The sequence below is a fragment of the Streptomyces sp. NPDC127108 genome, from assembly GCF_042677545.1.
Classification (GTDB): Bacteria; Actinomycetota; Actinomycetes; order Streptomycetales; family Streptomycetaceae; genus Streptomyces.
Genome location: NZ_JBHXTE010000003.1, coordinates 139,786 through 162,128, shown reverse-complemented (window position 1 = coordinate 162,128; position 22,343 = coordinate 139,786). Strand labels below are relative to the sequence as shown.

The 22,343-nt window shown below is 72.6% G+C and carries 18 protein-coding genes; 8 read left to right on the top strand and 10 right to left on the bottom strand.

Translation table 11 applies throughout. The features are described from left to right. Positions 1–98: 98 nt before the first annotated feature. Entirely contained in the window at positions 99–725 is a 627-nt protein-coding gene (locus ACFVHO_RS03815) for a TetR/AcrR family transcriptional regulator (protein ID WP_385709704.1), read from the bottom strand. Between the two features lie 106 nt (positions 726–831). On the opposite strand from ACFVHO_RS03815, the gene ACFVHO_RS03810 reads away from it, so the two are divergent. Continuing rightward, on the top strand, positions 832–1,713 hold the full coding sequence (locus ACFVHO_RS03810) for an NAD(P)-dependent oxidoreductase (protein WP_385709701.1): 882 nt from the start codon (positions 832–834) through the stop codon (positions 1,711–1,713). 87 nt (positions 1,714–1,800) lie between these two features. Here ACFVHO_RS03810 and ACFVHO_RS03805 read toward each other — a convergent pair whose 3' ends face one another. Next, positions 1,801–2,241: a VOC family protein gene (locus ACFVHO_RS03805; protein WP_385709699.1), complete on the bottom strand. Its 441-nt coding sequence runs from the start codon at positions 2,239–2,241 to the stop codon at positions 1,801–1,803. 64 nt (positions 2,242–2,305) lie between these two features. Next, positions 2,306–3,157: a helix-turn-helix domain-containing protein gene (locus tag ACFVHO_RS03800; RefSeq protein WP_385709698.1), complete on the bottom strand. Its 852-nt coding sequence runs from the start codon at positions 3,155–3,157 to the stop codon at positions 2,306–2,308. Between the two features lie 244 nt (positions 3,158–3,401). Here ACFVHO_RS03800 and ACFVHO_RS03795 point away from each other — a divergent pair, with 244 nt between their 5' ends. Further along, positions 3,402–3,887, top strand: a complete 486-nt coding sequence (locus ACFVHO_RS03795) for an ATP-binding protein (protein WP_385709696.1) — start codon at positions 3,402–3,404, stop codon at positions 3,885–3,887. On the opposite strand, the gene ACFVHO_RS03790 is transcribed toward ACFVHO_RS03795, so the two are convergent. Next, on the bottom strand, positions 3,830–5,338 hold the full coding sequence (locus tag ACFVHO_RS03790) for an MFS transporter (RefSeq protein WP_385709693.1): 1,509 nt from the start codon (positions 5,336–5,338) through the stop codon (positions 3,830–3,832). The genes ACFVHO_RS03795 and ACFVHO_RS03790 overlap by 58 nt on opposite strands. 231 nt (positions 5,339–5,569) lie before the next feature. On the opposite strand from ACFVHO_RS03790, the gene ACFVHO_RS03785 reads away from it, so the two are divergent. Continuing rightward, positions 5,570–5,782 carry a hypothetical protein gene (locus ACFVHO_RS03785; protein ID WP_385709691.1) on the top strand — a complete coding sequence of 71 codons (213 nt, stop codon included), beginning with the start codon at positions 5,570–5,572 and terminating at the stop codon, positions 5,780–5,782. A 34-nt stretch (positions 5,783–5,816) separates the two neighbouring features. Here ACFVHO_RS03785 and ACFVHO_RS03780 read toward each other — a convergent pair whose 3' ends face one another. The 4 genes from ACFVHO_RS03780 to ACFVHO_RS03765 all read right to left on the bottom strand — a co-directional run bounded on the left by ACFVHO_RS03780 (position 5,817) and on the right by ACFVHO_RS03765 (position 11,802). Beyond that, positions 5,817–7,400, bottom strand: a complete 1,584-nt coding sequence (locus ACFVHO_RS03780; RefSeq protein ID WP_385709689.1) for an amino acid ABC transporter substrate-binding protein — start codon at positions 7,398–7,400, stop codon at positions 5,817–5,819. Positions 7,401–7,502: 102 nt separating this feature from the next. After that, complete coding sequence (locus ACFVHO_RS03775) at positions 7,503–9,770, bottom strand: hypothetical protein (protein WP_385709687.1); 2,268 nt, start codon at positions 9,768–9,770, stop codon at positions 7,503–7,505. A gap of 182 nt (positions 9,771–9,952) precedes the next feature. Then, positions 9,953–11,200: a winged helix DNA-binding domain-containing protein gene (locus ACFVHO_RS03770; RefSeq protein ID WP_385709685.1), complete on the bottom strand. Its 1,248-nt coding sequence runs from the start codon at positions 11,198–11,200 to the stop codon at positions 9,953–9,955. Beyond that, entirely contained in the window at positions 11,197–11,802 is a 606-nt protein-coding gene (locus ACFVHO_RS03765) for a TetR/AcrR family transcriptional regulator (protein WP_385709684.1), read from the bottom strand. Before ACFVHO_RS03765 ends, ACFVHO_RS03770 begins: the two co-directional genes overlap by 4 nt. A gap of 196 nt (positions 11,803–11,998) precedes the next feature. Here ACFVHO_RS03765 and ACFVHO_RS03760 point away from each other — a divergent pair, with 196 nt between their 5' ends. From ACFVHO_RS03760 to ACFVHO_RS03745, 4 genes are all read left to right on the top strand, one after another. After that, positions 11,999–12,385: a VOC family protein gene (locus tag ACFVHO_RS03760; protein ID WP_385709681.1), complete on the top strand. Its 387-nt coding sequence runs from the start codon at positions 11,999–12,001 to the stop codon at positions 12,383–12,385. Positions 12,386–12,387: 2 nt separating this feature from the next. Beyond that, a complete protein-coding gene (locus ACFVHO_RS03755; protein ID WP_385709679.1) occupies positions 12,388–12,774 on the top strand; it encodes a VOC family protein in 387 nt (128 codons plus the stop codon). An 87-nt stretch (positions 12,775–12,861) separates the two neighbouring features. Next, the gene (locus tag ACFVHO_RS03750; protein WP_385709677.1) at positions 12,862–15,744 is read left to right on the top strand and encodes a hypothetical protein; all 2,883 of its coding nucleotides are present in this window, start codon (positions 12,862–12,864) and stop codon (positions 15,742–15,744) included. Next, positions 15,639–16,736: a tetratricopeptide repeat protein gene (locus ACFVHO_RS03745; protein ID WP_385709674.1), complete on the top strand. Its 1,098-nt coding sequence runs from the start codon at positions 15,639–15,641 to the stop codon at positions 16,734–16,736. The genes ACFVHO_RS03750 and ACFVHO_RS03745 overlap by 106 nt, the downstream gene beginning before the upstream one ends. Before the next feature lie 63 nt (positions 16,737–16,799). On the opposite strand, the gene aspS is transcribed toward ACFVHO_RS03745, so the two are convergent. After that, positions 16,800–18,599 carry an aspartate--tRNA ligase gene (gene aspS, locus ACFVHO_RS03740; RefSeq protein WP_385709672.1) on the bottom strand — a complete coding sequence of 600 codons (1,800 nt, stop codon included), beginning with the start codon at positions 18,597–18,599 and terminating at the stop codon, positions 16,800–16,802. Between the two features lie 213 nt (positions 18,600–18,812). Between aspS and ACFVHO_RS03735 the strand changes: the two genes are divergently transcribed. Next, positions 18,813–21,233, top strand: coding sequence for a SpoIIE family protein phosphatase (locus tag ACFVHO_RS03735; RefSeq protein ID WP_385709669.1), 2,421 nt, complete (start codon positions 18,813–18,815; stop codon positions 21,231–21,233). Here ACFVHO_RS03735 and ACFVHO_RS03730 read toward each other — a convergent pair. Then, positions 21,167–22,198 carry an AI-2E family transporter gene (locus tag ACFVHO_RS03730; RefSeq protein ID WP_385710085.1) on the bottom strand — a complete coding sequence of 344 codons (1,032 nt, stop codon included), beginning with the start codon at positions 22,196–22,198 and terminating at the stop codon, positions 21,167–21,169. The genes ACFVHO_RS03735 and ACFVHO_RS03730 overlap by 67 nt on opposite strands. Between the last annotated feature and the right edge of the window lie 145 nt (positions 22,199–22,343).

Below are 22,343 nucleotides of genomic sequence, written 5' to 3'. Positions count from 1 at the left end.
GGGAGTCCTTCCTGTACGTGAGGACGTGAGCGAGGGCCCCGGAACCCGAGTGGTTCCGGGGCCCTCGTGCACGTACGCCTTCGTACGAACCCGCACCCTCAGGCGTACGAGCCGACCAGCCGCGCCAGCTGCCGTCCGGCCGCCCGCAAGGGCTCCTCGCTGCGGGCGACCTGGGCCGTGACCTCGGCGCCCTCGAGGGCGCTGATGACGGTCGTCGCCACCTCCCTGGCGTCCTCGGGGCCGAAGCCGGAGCCGAGCAGCTTCTCCTCGACGATCCGCTCCCAGCCGAGCAGGGCCTCCGCGCACACCCGCTGGATCTCGGAGTCCGAGCCGAGGGTCTCCAGGGCCGCGGCGGTGACGGGGCAGCCGTCGGTCCAGCCGGACTCCCGCAGGCCGACGGCGAGTTCGACGGCGCAGGCCTCGACGGCGGCGCCGGGGTCGGCCTCGGCGGCCATGGCGGTGCGCAGCACCGTCGCGAACTCCTCGTCGCTGTACTTGATCGCGGCGACGGCGACGGCCGCCTTGCCGCCGGGGAAGAAGTGGTAGACGGAGCCGAGCGTGGCCTCCGCCTCGGTGGCGATCTGCTTGATGCCGGTGCCGACGTAGCCCTGGCGCTGGATGAGCCGCGCGGCGACGGTGACGATGCGCTCGCGGGTGCCGGGGCTCGCGGCGGCGGCCGGTCCTGCGGCGGCGGGCTTCTTGCTTACGGCGGACTTCTGGCTCATGGCCCCCACTCTACCCACCCACTAAGTAGAGCGTTCGTTCTAGACCTGTGCTACGTTCATCACGAGCACTGGATAGAGCGCTCGTTCTAGTTACGCAAAGCAAGCAATGGAGATACTCATGTCACAGTCAGTCACCGTCATCGGACTCGGCCCCATGGGACAGGCGATGGCCGCCGCCTATCTGGACCGGGGCTACGAGGTCACCGTCTGGAACCGCACCCCGTCCCGCGCCGACGCCCTGGTGGCGCGCGGCGCGAAGCTCGCCGAGACCGTCGAACAGGCCCTCACCGCCAATGAGTTGGTGATCCTCAGCCTGATCGACTACGACGCGATGTACACGGCGTTCAAGGGCGCGGAGCACGCCGTCGCGGGCCGGGTCCTGGCGAACCTCAGCTCGGACGTGCCGGAGAAGGCGCGTGCGGCGGCCCGCTGGGTGGAGGAGCTCGGCGGCACGCATCTGACGGGCGGGGTGCTCTCGCCGCCGCCGGGGATCGGCAGCCCGGACATGTCGACGTTCTACAGCGGCCCGCGCGAGACGTACGAGAAGTTCCGCGCGGACCTGGAGGTCATCACCGGCAAGACGGACTACCGGGGCGAGGACCCGGGCGTGGCCGCCCTCATGTACCAGCTGAACATGGTCATCTTCTGGCCCGCGATGCTCGCGTACTGGCAGGCCGTCGCGCTCGCCGACGCGCACGGCATCAGCGCCTCCGAGATCGCCCCGTACGCGACCGAGAACTACGCGGGCATGGGCCAGTTCATCGACTTCTACGCCCCCCGCATCGACGCCGGCAACCACGCGGGCGACGTGGACCGCATCTCGATGGGCGTGGCGAGCATGGAACACGTCGTCCACACGAACGCCGACGCGGGCGTGGACACGGCGTTCCCGGAGGCGGTCCTGGCCGCGTTCCGCCAGGGCGAGGCCGCAGGCCACGGCGCGGACAGCTTCAGCAAGTTGGTGGACCTGATCCGGAAGGGGGCCTGACGGCGGACGGGGCGGGCCGCGGACTGGCCGGGCCGCGCGGACGGGGCAGGCCGTGCGGACGGGCAGGCCGCGCAGCCCGAGCAGCCCCTACAGCACGCAGAACTCGTTGCCCTCCGGGTCGGCCATCACCACATGGTCGGGCCTGCCGTCCAGCTCGTGCTCACCCACGACCCGCGCCCCGGCGGCGGTGAGCCGCGCCACCGCCGCCGTGACCAGCGGCCACCGCACCTCCCACGGCGTCTCGCGGCCCCCGCCCACCCGCAGGTCGAGGTGGACCCGGTTCTTGACGACCTTGCCCTCGGGGACCTTGAGGAAGGAGATCGACGGACCCTGCCCGTCCGGATCGGCCAGATAGGCCCCGTCGTCCCACTCCTCCTCGGGCACGCCGTGCCGCTCCAGCCACTCCTCCCAACTGGCGAACCCGGCGGGCGGCGGCTTCTCGGCATAGCCGAGGGCAAGGGCCCAGAACCGGGCGAGTTCGCCGGGGTGGGCACAGTCGAAGGTGAGACTCCAGGGGGTGCTGGTCATGGGCCCGTTCCTACCACCCCGCTGCAGGCCGACCGGGCCGAGTCCGAGGTGTGGTCGCGCCTGATCACAGCTCCTTCGCCAGGCGATGGATGAAGTCCCGCGACCGCGACGGGTCGAGGGACGCCGACTTCACCTTCTGGAAGAGGGCACGGAAGAGGGCGAGTTGGGGATCCGTGTCCAGGAAGGGGCCGCCGTGGGGCTCGTCGCGCTTGGCGGTGTCGAGCGGGGGGACGGGGCCGCCGAGGTAGAGGGCCGCCGCGTTGGCTCCGGCGAAGCCGTCGACGTCGAAGGGGATGACGCGGACTGTGATATTGGGGCGTTCCGACTGGCGCAGGATGCGGGACAGTTGGGCGCGGGCCACGTGCCGGTCGGCGACGCGTGTGCGCAGGACGGACTCGTGCAGGACGGCCTCGTACGGCACCGCACCGGGGCGCTCGACGGCGACGCGTCGGCCCAGGCAGTGGGCGATCCTCGGCTCCAGTTCGCCGGCGGGGAGTTCGGGGGCCGGGTAGGCGAAGACGGCGCGGGCGTAGTCCTCGGTCTGGAGGATGCCGGGGACGTGGGCCGTGGCGGTGACGTGCAGGAAGGTGGCGTGGTGCTCCAGCTCCGCGAGGTCGAGGAAGGCGGGCGGTAAGGCGCCGCGGTACTCCTCCCACCAGCCCCGGGTGCGGTCCTTGGCCATGCCGACGAGGCCCTCGACCAGGCCGGGGTCGACGCAGCCGTAGTGGGCGGCGAGTCTGCGTACCCGCGCCTCGCTCACCCCCGCGATCCCCGCCTCCATCTGGCTCATCTGGGCCGATGTCGAGCCGAGCAGCTCCGCGACCTCGCGGGCGGTCATCCCGGCGGCGTCCCGCAGCCTGCGCAGCTCCGTGCCCAGGCGTACCTGACGGGCGGTGGGCCGATTCCTCGGCGGCATACGACCTACCCCTCAACGCTGTTCGCCGCAGGGCGTGTTGACGCCCCTCTTTCGGGGGGCAGGTTACGCGTCCTGTTGCCGTGGCAGAAATTAATGCCCTACCTTCGGTGATGAAGCGACCACCCACTGCAACGCCCCGGGTCCGGAAGTGCACCGCGTCGCCCCGCCACAGCGGGCACCGGCAGGCCACCACCCCGAGAGAGTCGATCTCCCCCAACTCCTCAACGACCCAACGGAGTTACGTATGACCGAGAGCTGCGACCCCGGCGACGACTTCGACGAAACCCCCACCCGAACGCCCGCCCGCACCCCCTCCCGGGCCCCCTGGCAGTACACCCTCCACATCCCCAACGACCTCCGCGCCGTAACTGTCTGTCGTCACACGCTCGGCCTGATCCTGGCCGCCCACGGCCTCCCGCACCTCGCCGACTCGGCGGAACTGGTCGCGACGGAGCTGGTGGCCAACGCCGTGACGCACACGAAGGGCCCCGCCGCCCTGCGCCTGCACTGGGCCGGGGGCATCCTCCGCATCGAGGTCTGGGACGCCGACCCCACCCCGCCCGAGCCCCCCGCGCCCCCGACCAGGGACCTGGTCCTGGCGGAGGCGGGCCGCGGCCTCGCCCTGGTCAAGGGCTGCGCCGACGGCTGGGGCTGGTATCACCTGGGCGGCGCTCATCTGCCGGGCGGGGAGGGCAAGTTCGTCTGGTGCGAGCTGGACGAGGCGGCGTGACGCCGCCCCCGCACGCCGAGCAGCGCCCACGCCACGCAGGCCGCGCCCGCCAGGATCCCGAAGCCGACGAGCAGCGCGCCGGTGTAGCCGTGCACCGAGGCCGCCGTCGGGCTCGCGTCGCGGTGGTCGGCCAGGTACGCGCCCGCCGCGCTGGACGCGATCGTGTTGAGCAGGGCCGTGCCGAGGGCGGCGCCCAACTGCTGCGAGGCGTTGTACGCGGCCGACGCGGCGCCGATGTCGTGGCCCCGCATCCCGGCCGTCGCCAGGCTCGCCGTCGGCGGCAGGACGCAGCCGAGGCCGAGGCCGGTGAGGGTCAGCGCCGGGACCAGGTACAGCCAGAAGACGTGCCCGCTGTCCGGGGTGAGGCGGGTCAGCCAGAACATTCCCGCGGCCGCCGCGAGCAGGCCCGGTACGACGAGGGCCACCGGCCGCGCCCTGCCGTGCAGCTTCCCCGCGATGAACGTCGCCCCGACGAGCGCCGCGAGGGCGTTGACGATCAGCGTCAGACCGGCCTCCACCGGCGAGTAGCCGAGCACCGTCTGGGTGTAGTAGCTCATGAACAGGTAGAAGCCGAACATCGCCACGAACAGCAGCGTGATCGCGAGGAACGCGCCCGCCCGCGCCCGGTCCACCAGGATCCGCAGTGGCAACAGCGGCCGCGGCGCCCGCAGTTCCACGGCGACGAACGCCCCGAGGAACACCGCACCGGCGGCGAGCAGCACGAGCACACGCCCCGAGCCCCACCCCCGCGGCTCCGCCTCGTTGAACGCGTACACCACCGCCGCGAAGCCCCCGGCGCTGAGCAGCGCGCCCGGCACGTCGAGGCGGCCGCCGCCCGCGGGACGGTCCTTCGGCACGAACGCCGCCCCGGCCACGGCGAGCAGCGCCAACGGCACGTTCACATACAGGCACCACCGCCAACTCGCGTACTCCGTCAGGAGTCCGCCCGCCACCAGGCCCACCGCCGAGCCCGCCGCGCCGACGGCCGCGAACACCCCGAACGCCCGGCCCCGGGCACGCGGCTCCGTGAAGGTGATCGTCAGGAGGGACAGGCCGGCGGGCGCGAGCAGCGCCGCGAACACGCCCTGCAGCGCGCGGGCCCCGAACAGCATCCCCGGATTCACCGCCGCCCCGCCCAGCGCCGACGCGGCGGCGAATCCGGCCAGGCCGACGACGAACGTACGCCGGTGTCCGAGCGCCCCGCTGATCCGGCCGCCGATCAGGAGCAGGCCGCCGAACGCGAGCGCGTACGCCGTGATGGCCCACTGGCGGCTCGCGTCGGACATGTCGAGGGCGCTCTGCGCGGACGGCAGCGCGATGTTCACGATCGTCCCGTCCAGGACGACCAGGAGCTGCGCGGCGCTCACCGCGAGCAGCGTCCACCGATGGGTGCTTCGTTCAGTTCGTTCGGAAGAGGGACCGGTCACCCGGTCCGTGTCTGCGGCAGTCATGGATTCAAGTGTTTCGTTGAAGGACTTCCGGAGACTTCGCGAGACTTCGCGCGCGCAGGCACGTGGTCACGGCGATGGGGAGCTGGAAAAGTCTCAAGCAGGGGTGCGGGGGAGGATGAGTGAGGGGCCCCGGGCCCGGCGTGGCTGGATATACACGGTGTGAGTGAGCTGTTGATCACTTCGTGACCGGTCTCACTTCGCCTTCACTCCGGCGCACGTACGCTTCACAGTATGGCCACGAATCCCGCTTCCGAGAGCCGGCGTGCCTCGCGCACCGCCGACGAGGTGAACGAGGAGATCCGTGCGCTGTGGCTGCGCTGCGGCGGGCGGCTGAGCACCGAGCAGCGACGCGAGTATCAACGCCTGGTGACGGAGTGGGCGACGGCGGAGGCGGAGAGCCACAGCTCCGCCAGGCGGCACGGTTCACCGACCCGAGCGGCCTGACGGCTCAGGATCAGCCCGTCGACCGGTCCGCCGGTCAGTCCGTTCCGCTGGGGACCACGCAGTCCTTCGGCTGGGGCCGACCCTCCGGCCAGCCAAGGCCCACGAACGCAAGCCTTCGCGTTCGCGGATCCAGCTGGACGACGGCCACCGGCTTGTCGTAGGGATTGCCCGCGTTGGTGAGGCACACCCACCCGCTGGTTCCGGCCACCCGGTGCGCGGACTCCAGACGGGACCACTGGGCGGACACGCGCTCGCGGGGCGGCACCTCCCCCGGCGACTGCGCGTTCGCGAGGAACACCGCCTCCGCGATGGTGCGAAAGCCGTCGTGCACGAGCATGGTGCGGGAGTCGTCGAGCTGGACCGGGCCGATGTCCCCCGCACCCTGCCCGGCGACGAGCTTGCGCAGCTCCGCCAACTCCCGCTGCGGCTCGACCAGATACCCGGGCCGCTTCCGTTCGCCGCTCAGCTCCCGGTCCCACGCCCCGGGATGCGCGGGCGCGGTGTACTGCACGGTGACGGCGGCCTGCCGCGTGCTCGCGTCGCCCTGGAGCTTCTTCCAGTCGGCCTCGCTCATGTACCGGTCGAGGGTCGCCGCCCCCGACCCGCTCACGATCGTGTACCGCTTCCCGTCGCACGGCACCTCCGCCAGCTTGATCGCGAAGAGCCGCAGATGGACGGGGCGCCCGGCGAAGTAGACGACGCGCGCGCGGGACTGGCAGATGTTGTGGCCGATGAGGGAGAAGTCGTTGCCGGTCGCCCCGGCGTCGTTGATCGACGGGGACGTGAACTCCTGGTCCTTGGCGCCGGGCGGCCCCGGCTCGTCCGCGCTGAACGCCCGCGCGAGGGACTCCACGTAGATGTCGTCCGGGCGGGTGTCCTTGACCAGGACGGTGTCCTGGTCTTTCAGGCCGCGGTGGAACTCGGCGAGCGCCTGGGCCTGTTGGCGGTTGGTGGGGATCACCCGGGCCAGGCCCTTGAAGCGCGGCTTGGCCTCGCGGCCCTCGGGGTTGGCGAGTTCGTCGGCGCTCGCGCGGCTGATCAGGACGGGGATGCGCAGCTCGTTGGTGAGCCGGTCCACGGCGTCGACGGTGTTGCGCAGGCTCAGGTTGAAGCCGGTGACCGCGCGCAGGTTGTGGGTCGTGGAGTCCGCGAGCCGGGCCAGGTCGTCGACGATCCGCTCCTGCTGGGCGTAGTTCCGGCCGGGGTTGGCGAGGACGAGGCGGAGCAGGGGCTTCTGCTCGCTGCGGTTCGCGCGGTACTGCGCGAGATAGGCGCCCTGGACGTCGCTGCGCAGCTGCTTGCGCTCCGCCGCCGACTCCGGCTGGAGCGGCAGCATCATCGCGACGGTGACGTGCGGCTTGTCGTCGACGCGCCGGTTCTCCTCGGCGATGGCGTCGCTGACCTTGCTGATCTCGGGGGTGCCGAAGTCGTAGCCGGAGCCGTTGACGCCGACGCACTCGCCGCCGCGCCGCTCCACGCCGTCGGCGCAGGTGTCGGGGCCGCCCACGTTCCGCGGTACGAGGATGCCCGCCGCCGTCCCGAGGGCCACGACGACCAGGACGGTCACGGCCTTCTTCAGGAGGGTGGCCCACAGATGGTTGTACAGCCAGTTCAGCACCGCGTACGCCCTCTCCCGCCGTTCACCGTCGCCGCCTCCTCGTGAGCCTCCGCCGACCGGGCCCGCTCCGACCGGGGCCCGGTCCGGCCGGAGCGGGTCCCGCTAGCCGATGTGCCGCGTGCACGCGCAACTCCTCAACGGCTGCCGCTCCTGGGCCAGTTGCGCCCACTCCCCGGCCGTGCGCGTGAGCACCTCCGTGCCCGGCACCGGCTCCTCGCCGAGCCGGTCGAGCAACGGCCGCCACGTGCCCGTCAGGGCCTGGTCGACCGGGCGCGTGCGGTCCTCGTACAGCCACACCGCGTGCAGCAGCCGGTCCACGCGGCGCCGCAGCCAGTCGCCGTCACCGGTGGGCGGGGCCTCGCCGAGCGCGCGGGCGTGCCGGTCGTCCGGGGCGCCGGACAGCGGGGCCGCGCACGGGGCGCCCGCGACGGCGAGCAGTTCCTCGCACCACTGGGCCATGGAGCGCGTCGCGTCCCGCAGCGGGAACGCCCCGGTCAGATGGTCCACGGCCGCGTCGACGCCCCCGGCGGCGAGGTGGTGGTGCGCGGCGTGCGCGCCCGCCGTGCCGCACTGTTCGTCGGGGTCGGTGTCGGCGCGGGCCGCGAAGTGACCGCGCAGCAGCTCGTGGTCCTCGTGCCAGGCGGCGCCGTCCGGGCGCAGCCGGTGGAGACGCCGCATCAGCAGGTGCCTGAGCCCCCGGTCGCCGATGAAGTGCCGCGGGCACTGCGGCCAGCCGCTGTCGGCGAGGAGTTCGGTGATGCGGTACGCGGACAGGCGCTCGTCGCGGCCCTCCTGGCGGACCTGCATCAGGTGCTGCGCGCACGCCCCGGTGTGGGCGACCGACAGATGGCTGAGCAGGTCGAGCCAGTGGTCGTGCTGCTCGGGCGGCAGTTCCTCGGGGAGCTGCCGGGTCACCAGGTCGTCCAGGAGCAGGTCGGCGACCGGCACGGGGCGCCCCTCCGGCTCCGCCCGCGAGCGCACCGGCGCGTCGAGCAGGTCCCAGTCGGTGAACGCGGCCGGGTCCGGTGCCCGCAGCGACGCCGCGCCCTCGCCGAGCCGGGTGACGAACCGGGGCCGCCCGCCGCTGAGCCGGTGGATCCCGCTCTCCACGCGAAGCCGGGACGCGTGCTCGCCGGGCTGGTGTCCGGCTGGACCGGGGTGCCCCGAGCCGTGGCCCGTGCGGCCCGCGTGCCCCGTACGACCCCCAGGACCTCCGTGCCCCGCCGCCCCGGAGTGGCCCCCGTGCCCCTGGAGTCGCGCCACCTCGTTGTTCTGCTGCTCCGTCGTCAGCGTCGGCATGCCGACGAGCAGGGCGCCCCGCGCGGGCGCGACCAGGCCCGGCACACCCCCCTGTCTGCGCTGCCACGCGGGCAGCCCGCCGTCGCCAGGACCCCAGGCCGTCACCACCCCCGCGTCGGCGTCCGTCGACCGGTACAGGAAACGGCCGCCGTCCGCGCGGCGGGCCGTCGCGCACACCACCACGCGGTCGTGGTGCCCGCTCTCGCGGTCGAGCAGGACCGGCCGGAGCAGCCGTCTGCCGAGGGCGTTGTCGGCGTGGTCGAGCAGCACGGCGGGCCGTCCGGCGCGCGCCATCCGCCCCCGTACCGAGGTGTACGCGGCCTCGACGTCCTCGCGCAGCGCCCGGAACAGGAAGCTCTCGGCGTTGGCGCGGCCCTCGCCCCCCTGCTGGAAGTCGACGCTCAGGGCGTGCAGTCCGAGCCGGGGGTGTCCGGCCGCGCCCGAGTAGTCGCCGTAACAGTCCTCGAGGACCGACTTCCCCTCCGACGAGACCCGCTCGAAGAGTTCGTCGAGGATGGCGGTGATGAGCGGGGTGGCGAGGGGTTGGGCGGCGAGCATGGCCGCGAGCGCGGCGAGGTAGGAGCGGAACGCGCGGTGCAGCACTCCGCCCCAGAACGAGCCCTTCGGCAGCAGGTCGTCGTGCCTGCGCACCTCGTCGAGACCGGCGGCCGGGCCCGCGAGCGGGTCCCCGGCCGCGACGGCCACCAGGCCCGCGTACAGGCGCGGCACCCCGATGGGCCCGCCGTCCCCGCTCCAGGCGCCGAACTGGACGGCCAACTCCCGTAGGGCCTCGGTGACTTCGGACCGCGTGCTGGGGTGCTGTGCGGCCCGTTCGGCGTGCGCGGGCGCGGCGCAGTCGAGGTGGGCGGCCGGGATGTGGCGCCCGAACTCGTCGCGTACGCAGCGCAGCAGCCGCCCCTTGCCCATGCCGGGGCCGCCGGTGAGGAACACCACCGGCAGGTCCGGCCCGTACAGGAGCGGGCGGTTGCGCCCTTTGCAGGTCTTGCCGAGCAGCCGGGCGACCAGTCCGTCGTCGTCCAGCAGCTTGCCGAATCCCAGATCGTCGGACACCGGCCCCCCGATGTGTCGCCGTTCTGCCCGTCCGGCGCGCACGCGCCGTGTGCGCCCCGCGTGCACGCACTGTGTGCGTGATGAACCGTCAGAGTAGTCGAGTGGCACGGGAATTGAAGGGCAATGGCCGAGACAACATCACGGGGCAAGCCCTCGCGTCCCATGCCCGCGCGCGGGGCGGGTCAGCCCTTCCCGCCCGCTCCCCCGCCAGTTCTCGCGCCCGCCAACTCCCGCTCCAGCGGCGTCCGGTAGGCCGGAGTCACCCGTGTCGGGCCGAGCCACGCGGACAGGTCCCGGGCCCGCGCGGCCACCGCGTCGCGCGTCGCCGCGCCCACGTCCGCAAGGAGTTGGTACGCCACGTCTCCGGTGGTGCGTTGGGCCCACGCCCCGACGATCCGGCCGTCGGCCCACACGGTCGGGCCGATGTTGCCGTTGCGGTCGAAGAACGCGGGCACGTGCGCCGGGTCGAGGTAGAAGTCGCGGTGGCGGCGGCCCATCGGCGTGGGGTCGAGGCCGGGCAGGAGCGCCACCCAGGGCTCGGCGGCGGGCACGGGGTCCTCGTCGTCGGGCGCGAGGTGGCCGGTGCCGCCGCCCTCCAGGTCCACCTCGCGCGCGCCCGCCGCGGCGAGGGCCTTGCGGGCGTCGGTGAGGGTCCAGCCGGTCCACCACTTCAGGTCGTCCACGGTGACCGGGCCGAAGGCGTACAGATAGCGGCGGGCGAGGGTGGCCTTGGCCGCGACGGGACCGGCGTCGGGGTCGGCGTCGAGGTCGGGGTCGGTGCCGTATCCGTGGCCGTCCCGCGCGGGCTCGGCCGCGACCGTCCACCGGAACTGGCCCGAGGTCCAGCTGCCGCGCGGCCGGGCACGCCGGATGCGTCCCTCGGCCGCGAGGACCCGCAGGATCCGCGTGCCCGCGGTCTGCCACGCCTGGTACGACCTGCCGGGGTACACGAGCACCTTCTGCGCCAGCTCCGGTACGTCGGCGGCGAGTTCGGCGGCGCCCGCGGTGCCCCGGGCGGCGAGCGCGGCGAGCGCGTCCCGCTCCACGGCGGCGTACCGGCGCTCGTCCCAGTCCGCCTCCGCGAGGAACGCCGCGCAGCCCGCGCGTTCCTTCGCGGCGACGGCCCGCGCGGTCGAGGCGTACACGAGCGGCGCGAGCGGGGTCGGCACCACGAACATGGTGCGCCGCATGCACAGCATCCGCGTCACCGTGAGGTCGTCGTACAGACCGCGCTCGACCTCGGCGACGGTGGGCTCCGCGAGGCGCGCGGCGGCGGACAGGAACACCGTGGCCGGGTCGGTGGCGTGCAGGCCGACCAGGGCGTCGGCGACGTCCTCGATCCGGTCGGCGCCGGCGCCGGGCCGCAGCAGGTGCCGGGTGCCGAGCCGGTGCCTGCGCTCGGCGTCGGTGACCGTGCGGCGGGCGCTCACCGGGCCTCCTCGGGCGCGGCACCCGCGTCGAGCGCCGGGTTGGGGATGAGGACGCGGCGCAGGATCCGCTCGACCTCCGCCCGGGTCGGCGGGGTGGGGGAGGCGAGGGCGCGCAGGCTGATCCCCATCAGGGCGGCGCCCGCGGCGGCGGCGGTGTCCTGATCGGTGTAACGGGCCAGGGCCCTTACGGACAGCTCGTTGTGCTCCTCGGCGACGGCCCGCAGCGCGGGGCGGCGCAGCGCGGCCAGGTACAGCTCGAAGTCCACGACCTGCTGGGCGCGTTCGGGCCCGTCCGCGGGCGGCAGCACGGCGTCGGCGAGCAGCACGGCGCACTGCTCGGGCGTGAGGTCCGGGCGCCGCGCCACCCACTCGTCGAGATACGCCCCGAACCGGTCGACGGAGCGGCGCAGGGCGGCCGCGATCAGGTCGTCTTTCGTGGCGAAGTGGTACGTCGTCGCGCCCAGCGGCACCCCCGCCTCTGCGGCGACCGCGCGATGCGTCACGCCCTCGACGCCCCGCGCGGCGATGACCCGCTCGGTGGCCTCGACGATCTCCTCGACCCGCCGCGCGGGATCCCGGCGACGACGCCCTTCGACGGCCATACGGGGCTCCTCAGCACACAGGGACGACTTGATCAGTACGTACGTACCGTAACGCCAATGCCCTCACCAGGGGAAATCAAACGCGAAAGATGTCCGTATTGCACCCCTGCCCACCCTGCCTTACAGTACAGATGTACTAGTCACGACTAACCCCACCCCCACTCCACCCCACCCCCCACCCCGAAAGGTGATCCCCATGAGCTCCCCCGTCATCGCCCCCTGCCTCGGCGTCACGGACACCGACGTCACCGTCGCGTTCTACGAGGAGCTCGGCTTCACGGCGCTGCCCGGCAACGACGACCCCGATGACGACCTGCGCATCCTGCTGTTCGAGGGCCGGTTCGCGCTGATGGTCCACCGCGCCGAGCACCTGCGGAAGTGGCTGCCGGTGCACAAGGACTTCCCGGTGGGCGCGTTCGGCATGTTCTACCTGGGCGTCGCCGACTTCGACGCGTACGTGGAGCGGATCAGGCCGCTGGTCGACGTGATCAAGGAGGCCGACGTCGAGGGCCGCAAGATCCTGTACTTCACCGACCCCGACGGCTACGTCATCGGCGTCAACCAGCGCCAGGAGGGCGAGTGACGATGACGGACCCCGTCACCGCCAAGGTCGCCTCGTACGCCTTCTGGGGCCACGACGGCCGCGCGCTCGCCGACTTCTGGGCGGCGGCGCTCGGCTGGCAGCTCACCCAGGAGTACCCGGACGAGAACGGCGCCCCCGTCGCCTTCACGGTCACCGACGGCACGACGACGTACATCTTCTACACGGCCAAGGACCACCGGCCGCCGAACTGGCCCGCCGAGGAACTGCCCTTCCACCTGGACCTGACGTTCCCCGACGTCGACGCGGCGGTGGAGCGACTCGTGGAGCTGGGCGCGACGAAGCCCGACCACCAGCCGGGCGGCGAGTACTGGACGGTCCTGCTCGACCCTTCGGGGCAGCCGTTCTGCGTCAGCTGCGGGGGCGCGTAGGCGGGGCGCGCGGACACAGTCGCTCGCGTAGGCTGAAATCCCTTTACAGGGACGGCAGTTGAGTACTGCTGAGTATCGGGGGGCCACGTGAGCGAGGGAATCGACGAGGCTGGGCGCAACCCCGTGGACAGCCCCGTGGACAACTCCGCGTACAACAGCGTCTCCGGTGGTCGGCAGCACATCGTCATCCAGGGCCGGGACTTCACCGGACCCATCACCATCACGGCCGCGCCCCCGGATCACCACGGAGCCGAGGCCCGCTCCGCCTACGCAGAGCAGGTCCGCCGTATCGCACCCGCCCGGCTCCAGGACCGTGAGGAGGAGTTGCGGGCACTGTCCCGGTTCTCCCGAGGCCAGGGCCCGCACCCCTACGCCTGGTGGCGGGCCGGGCCCTGGGCGGGGAAGACCGCGCTCATGTCGTGGTTCGCCCTGCATCCACCGGAGGGCGTCCGGGTCGTGCCGTTCTTCGTGACCGCACGTCTGGGAGCGCAGAACGACCGGGGCGCTTTCGTCGACGTCGTCCTGGAGCAACTGGCCGAGATGGCCGGTGAGACGCTGCCCGCCCAATTGTCCACCGGCACCCGGGAAGCCCATCTGCTGGCGCTCCTGCGGCGAGTGGGCGCGACCTGCACCGAGCGCGGTGAGCGGCTCGTCCTGCTCGTGGACGGACTGGACGAGGACCGCGGCACGACTTCGGGGGCCGACGCGCACAGCATCGCGGGGCTGCTGCCTCGCCTCGTCGACGACGGCGGGGAGGAGGCGCACACAGCGATACGTGTCGTCGTCGCGGGTCGGCCGAACCCGCCGATACCGACCGACGTACCGGCGGACCATCCCCTCCGCATCACCTGCGACGTACACGAGTTGAGCCGATCCCCCGTGGCCGCCGCGCTGCACAGCTCGGCCGAGCAGGAGCTGGGCGGACTGTTCGAGGAGCGCGTCCCACGGGACGTACTCGGACTCGTCACCGCCGCCGGAGGCGGTCTGACCGCGGAGGACCTGGCCCACCTCACGGACGCCACACCGTACGAAGTGCGGCGGATGCTGCGGACGTCGGCGGGGCGCACCTTCGAGATCCGCGATGCCCCGTTCAGGCCCGGCCCCGACGTGTATCTGCTCGCCCACGAAGAACTGCACGTGCGCGCAGAGGAGTTGCTCGGGGCGAAGGAACTCGGACGGCACCGCAAGCGGCTGCACGCGTGGGCGGGCGAGTACCGGGAGCGGGGGTGGCCGGGCGACACCCCCGGCTACCTGCTGCGCGGGTACTTCGCCCTGGTGCGGGCGGGGCAGGACCGGGTGCGCGTCGTCGCCCTGGCCCTGGACCGGGCCCGGCGCGCCCGCCTGTTCCAGGCGACCGGCGGGGATGTCGCGGCACTCGCGGAGATCCGCAGCGCCGAGGAGATCGTCATCGAGGGGGGCGGGGAGCCGCTGACGGACGTGTTGCGACTTGCCCTGAGCCGCCATGCCATAGCCGAGCGCCATGCTGTGATTCCCGCCGAAGTACCTTTGGCCTGGGCCGTCTTGGGGCACCACGACCGGGCGGTGGCTCTCGCCCTCAGCTCACCCAGGGGTAGGTACCGAATCCCTGCCCTCGTCAAGGTGGCCGAGGAACTCCACCGGCAAGGCCAAGTACCGCGCGCGGTCGCGCTGCTCGACGACGTGGCCGGGTCTCTCGACCGCCTGGGGGACGACACCGACGACCTGGCCGAAGTCCTGGTGCGGACCTGGCTGTCCTGGGGCGAGTTCGAGCGGGCAGAGGAGCTCACCGCCCGTGTGGGGTCGTCCGTCTATCGCATCAGCGTCTTGCCGACGGTCGTGTCGGCGCTCGGCGCAGCCGGTCTCACCGACCGGGCGAAGGCCTTCAGCCGCACCGTCCGCGACCCCGTCGAGCTCGCCGTGTGTCTGCTGTGGATGGGTGCGTCCTGTGCGCCGTCCCTCTCGCCGGGAGCGGCCGAGGTCCTCGTCGAGGAGGCAGCGGACATCCTGCACCGCTCAGCCCACACACTGCTCGACCCGCCCCACGACGCCCGACTTGACCACGTCGTCAGGGCCTTCGTCGAAGCCCGACAACATGAGCGTGCGCTCGCGCTCGCGGATGCCCATGAGCTGTGCGATCACGAGGACGACTACGTCACCAGATCGCCCAAGTCGGCGGCCGCAGAGCTCCGTTGCCGGGTGGCGCTGGCCCTGGCGAAGGCCGGGTCCGTCGACCGCGCTCTCACTCTCATCGACGGCCTCGGCGACATCGCCTTCGACGGCCGGGCGGTGCTGGCCTGCCTGACGCTCGTGGCCTGCGGGCAGTACGCGAGGACCATGGAGCTGGCGCGCACGCTGAGCACGGACGACATCGGCAGCTTCGGAGAGTACCCCGGCGACATCGTTGTGGCCCTTGCGGGGCCGCGGGCCAGTTCGATCTCGCCGACACGCTCGCGAAGGGACTCCCGGGCGAGGGCCACGCCTACGTGTACGGCGCCGAGATGTGCCGACTCCTCCTTGAGGACGGCCAGTTCGCTCGTGCCGAGGCCACCGCACGCACGGTCCTGGGCCCGCTCTCGCCGCACGGCCACCTCAGCAGATTCACGGCCGGCATGGCGGCCGCCGGTCAGACGGGCCGCGCTCTCTCCCTCATCGAGACGGTCATCACCTCCGATCCCGCGCCCGGCGAGCTCAACGACGTCTGCGACACCTTGCTGTCTCTCGGCCAGTACGAGCGGGCCCGCTCGATCGCCCACGGCATCACCGCCCCTTACGCCAGGGCCAAGGGGTTGGCGGCGCTCGCGCGTTTCCAGACGGACGCCGGGCGGCCGGACAAGGCCGAGGCCCTCCTCAGCGAGGCGCAGTCCGGCTACGACGACAGCAGTTCTTTGGTCAAGGACCTGGCGCGTCAGGCGACCGTCGCCGAAGCGCTCGCGACGGCGGGCCACCAAGAACAGGCACTCGCCCTCCTGCACGGCGTCGAGGAACAACTGACGCCGCTGCTCTCGGAAGAGGACGAAATGGTGCTCATCGGCAACTCCACTGACCCGCACCTCCAAGGGAGTTGGACCTACGACTCACTGCTTCGGGCCCTGGCGTCGGCCGGTCGGGCCGACCGCGCACTGCGGCTCGGTGATGCCCTCTCGTCTGTCGGCCATCGTGACTACTGGATGACCGACATCGTCCTACGCACCGCGGCTGCGGGGCAGAGCCGCCTGGCCGAGGCCCTGACACACTCCGTAACTGAAGACTTCCGTCGCGATCTGGTCCGCCACAAACTCGCCGCCGTCCTCGCGCGACGCGGCGAGCACGACGCGGCGCTCACACTGGCGCGATCGCTGGCGGACTCGGACCGGCCGAGCGTATTCGCCGAGGTCGTGACACAACTCGCCGGAGCCGGCCGGTGGGCAGAGGCCACCGCCCTGTACGAGGAAGCCGATTCGAGTGTGCCGTCCTCTCGTCATGCCTTCGGCTGGGATTCGACGGACGTGGCCTGGGCCCGCGCGGCGCATGCCGTGGGCGACCACCGCCGCGCGGCCGAACTACTGGCGGGTGCCGAGAACCGACCACACAGATATCTCGATGACACGGAGAAGCACAGGGAGATGGCCCGAACTCTCGCCTTCATGGGCGACGTGGACCGCGCCACCGCCTACATCCGCAGCGTATCCACGTACAGGGACGCCCAGGCCGACGCGGCCACCGGATTCATCGAGGGCCTGGTCGACCGGGGTGACCACGCCACCGCCGAGACCCACGCCCAGTCCTTCCCGCACCCCGCCACCACCGCCAAGGCCTGTCTCACTCTCGCCCTCTCCCTCCCACCCGCCGAGGCGAAGAAGGCGGCCGCGCTCGCCGCCCACCACGGCGACTGGCTCTCCTCGCTGACCGCCCTGCTCCGCGCCGAGCCCGCCTGCCTCGACATCCTCACCGCCCCGGACGTCTGGCCGCGCCTGCTGGGCGCCCGGCGCCCCTACGAAGGCTGACCCACGTACACAGAGGGGCCCGGGACCATCACGGTCCCGGGCCCAACTGCTTTACGACGAGGACTACTTGGCGTCCTGCTCCCCCTGGCCGGAGGCCTTGGCGGCGGCCACCGGCTTGCGCAGGGAGATGTTCAGCTCCTTGAGGCGGGACTCCTCCAGCACGGTCGGGGCGCCCATCATCAGGTCCTGGGCGTTGCCGTTGAGCGGGAAGGCGATCGTCTCGCGGATGTTCGGCTCGTCGGCGAGCAGCATCACGATGCGGTCGACGCCGGGGGCGATGCCGCCGTGCGGCGGGGCGCCGAGGCGGAACGCGCGCAGCATGCCCGCGAACTCCTGCTCGACGGTCTCCGCCTCGTAGCCCGCGATCTCGAAGGCCTTCAGCATGACCTCGGGCTCGTGGTTGCGGATGGCGCCGGAGGACAGCTCGATGCCGTTGCAGACGATGTCGTACTGCCAGGCCAGGATGTCCAGCGGGTCCTTCTCCTCCAGGTCCTTCATGCCGCCCTGGGGCATGGAGAACGGGTTGTGGGAGAAGTCGATACGACCCGTCTCCTCGTCCTTCTCGTACATCGGGAAGTCGACGATCCAGCAGAACCGGAAGACGTTCTCCTCGAAGTGCCCGGCGCGCTTGGCGGCCTCGACGCGCACCGCGCTCATGATCTTGGAGACCTCGTCGAACTCGCCCGCGCCGAAGAAGACGGCGTGGCCGGGGGCCAGGGAGAGGCGCTTGGTGAGCTCCTCGACGTTGCCCTCGGTCAGGAACTTGGCGATCGGGCCGGTCAGCGAGCCGTCCTCGGCGACGCGCACCCAGGCCAGGCCCTTCGCGCCGTGCTCGACCGCGTACTCACCGAGGCCGTCGAAGAACTTGCGGGACTGCGACGCGGTGTCCGGCACCGGCAGGGCGCGCACGTGCTTGCCCGCGAACGCCTTGAACTCCGAGTCCGCGAACACGTCCGTGATGTCGACGAGTTCGAGCTTGGCGCGCAGGTCCGGCTTGTCGTTGCCGTACTTCAGCATCGACTCGCGGAACGGGATGCGCGGGAAGGGGGACGTCACCTCGCGGCCGTTGCCGAACTCCGTGAAGAGCTCCGTCATCAGCTTCTCGATCGGCTGGAAGACGTCCTCCTGCTCGACGAAGCTCATCTCGACGTCGAGCTGGTAGAACTCGCCCGGCGAGCGGTCCGCGCGGGCGTCCTCGTCGCGGAAGCAGGGCGCGATCTGGAAGTACCGGTCGAAGCCGGAGATCATCAGGAGCTGCTTGAACTGCTGCGGGGCCTGCGGCAGGGCGTAGAACTTGCCCGGGTTCAGGCGGGAGGGGACGACGAAGTCACGGGCGCCCTCGGGGGAGGTCGCGGTGAGGATCGGCGTCGCCATCTCGTTGAAGCCGAGGGCCACCATCTTCGAGCGGATCGAGGCGATCACGGCGCTGCGCAGCATGATGTTGCGGTGCATGCGCTCGCGGCGCAGGTCCAGGAAGCGGTACTCGAGGCGCCGCTCCTCGTTGACCCCGTCCTCGGCGTTGATCGTGAAGGGCAGCGGGGCGGCCGCGCCGAGCACCTCGACCTCGACGGCCTCGATCTCGATCTCGCCGGTCGGCAGCTCCGGGTTCACGTTCTCGGCGCCGCGCGAGACGACCTTGCCGTCGACGCGGACGACCGTCTCCTTGGAGAGCTTGTCCAGCGTCTCGGCGGCGGCGGTGCCGGGGCGGGCGACCAGCTGCGTGATGCCGTAGTGATCGCGGAGGTCGATGAAGAGGATGCCGCCCAGGTCGCGCCGATTGTGCAGCCATCCGCTCAGCCGGACGTCGGTGCCGACGTCAGAGGCCCGGAGCTCACCGCACGTGTGCGACCTGTACCGATGCATCGTCGTTCATCCAGTCTTTCGGAATCGGGGAGTGCCCGGCCGGGGGCCTGCCCCGGCGGGTGTGAAGAAGGTGCTGGCTGTCAAGGCTACCGTCCGGTGGAAGATCACTTCCCCCCGTATTCGGGCGCCCCCCGGTGTCCCGCCCGGGCACCCGCCCCCGGGCAGGCGGGCACAAGGTGGCGAGCGGTGCGCAACTGTTCCTACAGTGATTCAATGCGCACCGATGAGCCCCGCGAGCAGGTGGGGGACGCCTCCCTGCCTCCCGACCGGGACTCCCTCCCGCCCGTGAGCGCCGTGCTCTCGGTCATCGCCACCGGCCTGTGGCGCTGGGACAACGCCACCGGGACCGTCACCCTCGACGCCGAGGCGGCCCGCCTGCTCGGGCTCCCGCCGCACGCCCAGACCACCACCGAGGCGGGCGTGCGCTCCCGCTTCCACCCCGTCGACTGGAACGAGATCCACGGCATCGTGCAGCTCGCCGTCGCCGAGGGCACCCTCGCCGAGGCCCGCCTGCGGATCATGGACGAGCAGGGCCGCCGCGTCCTGCGCACGGTGCGCAGCCGTACGAAGCCGATCGTCCACGAGGGCGGCAGCACCTACGAGCTGCTCGGCACCATCCAGGAGGTCTCCGAGCCCTCCCCCGGCTCGGCCGCCCGCTCGCCCGTCACCGGGGACTGGCGCCGCTCACGCGAGGCGTTCCTGCTCGACGCGGGCCGCGCGCTCGCGGAGGCACGGTCCACCAAGGAGGTCCTGCGGGTCGCCGCGGGCCTGTCCATGCCGGGCTTCTCGCCGGACGGGCTCGCCGTCTTCGGCGCCAAGGCCGACCGCCTCACCCTCGTCGGCCACCACGGCCACCACGGCTACGGCCACGACGACCCGCTCGCCTCGATGCCGCTGGACACCGACTACCCCGCCGCCGAGGTCCTGCGCACCGGCCGCGCCGTCTATCTGTCGTCCCCGGCGGACTACCGCCGCCGCTACCCGACCGCCTGGCCGCTCGCCTCGCGCTTCGAGCGGCAGTCCTGGGCGTTCCTGCCGCTGATCGTCGCGGGCCGCACGATGGGCGCGTGGATGGCGGCGTTCACGTACCCCGTCTCGTTCACGCCCGACGAGCGCTCCGTCCTGACGACGGTCGCGCGCATGCTGGCGCAGGCCCTGTCGCGGGCCGGGGTCGCGGAGTCCGAGCGGGAGCTGACCGAGGGCCTGCAGCGCTCCATGCTGCCGGTGCTCGGCCCGGAGATCCCCGGCATGAGCGTCGCCGCGCGCTATGTGCCGACGGGCGGGGGCCTGCAGGTCGGCGGCGACTGGTACGACGTGATCCCGCTGCCCAGCGGCCGCATCGCCTTCGTCATCGGCGACGTCCAGGGCCATGACGTGCGGGCGGCCGGTCTGATGGGGCAGCTGCGCATCGCCCTGCGCGCGTACGCCTCCGAGGGGCACCGCCCGGACGCGGTGCTCTCGCGCGCCACCCGCTTCCTGTCCGGCATCACGGACGGCATCGCCTACGGGTCGACGGACACCCGGGACGACCACGGGGGCGCGGCGGCCGACCCGCGCTTCGCGACGTGCCTGTACGTGGAGGCGGATCCGGCGACCGGGGTCCTGGAGATCGCCCGCGCGGGACATCCCGAGCCCGTCATACGCATGAGTGACGGAACGGTTCTCCAGCGGCCCATCGCGGGCGGCCTCCCCCTCGGCATCGACCCGGACGCGGACTACCCGACGACCCGCCTCGTCCTCGACACCGGCGAGACCATGCTGATCTGCACGGACGGCCTCATCGAGACCGGCGGGCACGACCTGGAGACGGGCTGGACGCGGATCCGCGAGATTCTTGAGCGGTACGAAGACGGCGGGGTCGGAGCGGCCAGCACGGTCGGCGCCGCCGGTGCGACCGGGGCGACCGGGGCGACCGGGGCCGTCGGCACGGCTGAGGCGGCCGGGACGGCCGACACGACAGGGGCGGACGCCGCGGGCGCGGGCGCCGCCGAGCCCGAGGGGCACGACGGCTTCGGCGCCTACGAGGCCCCGCCGACCGGCGACGACAGCCTCGAAGCCCTCGCCGACACCCTCGTCCAGGCCGTGCACGGGCCGTCCTCGCACCACACCACGGGCCCCCTCGCCGACCGCCGCGAGGACGACATCGCCGTGCTGCTGCTCCGCCGCACCGGCCGCCCCGACCAGCGCGCCCACACCCGCCGCACGATGCTGACCATCGCCCAGGCCGAGCCGGAGCGCGTCGCGGGGGCGCGCGGGCACCTGCGGGACCTGCTGCACGACTGGTCGGACGCCGATCAGATCGACTCGGCGGTCCTGCTGGTCTCCGAGATGATCACCAACGTCCTCGTGCACACCGACGGCGACGCCCTCCTGGTCGCCGAGGTCACCGGCGAGGTGGACACGCGCAGGCTCCGGGTGGAGGTCGCCGACGGCAGCGACGACCTGCCCCACAAGCGGCACCCCGGCGAACTCGCCTCGTCCGGGCGGGGACTCGTGCTCATGGAGCTGCTCGCCGACCGGTGGGGGGTGGATCCGCGGGGCGAGGGCAAGAGCATCTGGTTCGAGCTCTACGAAGGCTCGGGGGACTCGTCCGGCGAAGGCGGCGGGGGCGCGGATCCGGACGCCGCGCTGTAGCGGGCGCGCAGCTCGGAGAGCACGCCGAAGGCGGCGGCCGTCAGCGGTACGGCGAGCAGCATCCCGATGATCCCGGCGACGGACGCCCCCGCGGTGATCGCCAGCATCACGACCGCCGGGTGCATCTGCACGGTCCGGCTCTGGATCATCGGCTGCAGCACGTGTCCTTCGAGGACCTGCACGGCGAGGACGACGCCGAGCGCCCACAGCGCGATGACGGGGCCGCGGTCGGCGAGGGCGACGAGGACGGCGATGGCGCCCGAGAGGAACGCCCCCAGGTACGGGATGTAGGCGCCGACGAACACGAGCGCGCCGAGCCCGGCGGCACCCGGCACGCGCAGGATCAGCAGGCCGACGGTGATGCACACGGCGTCGATGAGCGCGATGAACGTCGTACCGCGCATGAAGCCCTCGACGGCCGTGAAGGCGCGCCGCGCCATGGCCTCGACGGTGTCGGCGGAGGACGCGGGCACCAGGGAGCGCAGGGCGCCCGCGGTCTTGTGGGAGTCGCGCAGGAAGAAGAACACGAGCAGCAGCGCGAGCACGGCGGTCGCGATCATCTCGCCGACCACGCTGATCCCGCTCACCACCCCGGACGCGGCGGTGCCGCCGAACTTCCCCAGCAGGTCCTTGGAGTTGGACGCGAGGTCGTCGAGCGAGGTGCCCGCCGCCCCGAAGTGCTTCGACAGGTCGGACGCGGCTTCCTTGAGGGACGAGATGATCTGGTCCCCGGTGTCGATCAGCGCCGCGACGACGATGTACGTCGCCCCGCCGACGACGGCGAGCACGGCGGCGCAGGTCAGCCCCGCCGCCAGCGAACGGTGCACCCGCATCTTCACGAGCCGCCGGTACAGCGGCCCGAGCAGCGCCGTCCCGAGCAGCGCGAGCAGCACGGGCGTGACGGCCGTCTTGAGCACCGTGCACAGCCACACGCCGACGCCGGCGACACCGGCGACGAGCAGCATGACCAGGCACCAGGCGGCCACGCGCCGCGCGGCCTCGGGCAGAAGGGTGTGCACGCGTCCACCCGAACACGGCGGTACGGCCTACGCAGCGGGGCGTAGGCCGTACGGACGGTGCCGGGTCACGTGCCGTGCGCGGCGGGGACGT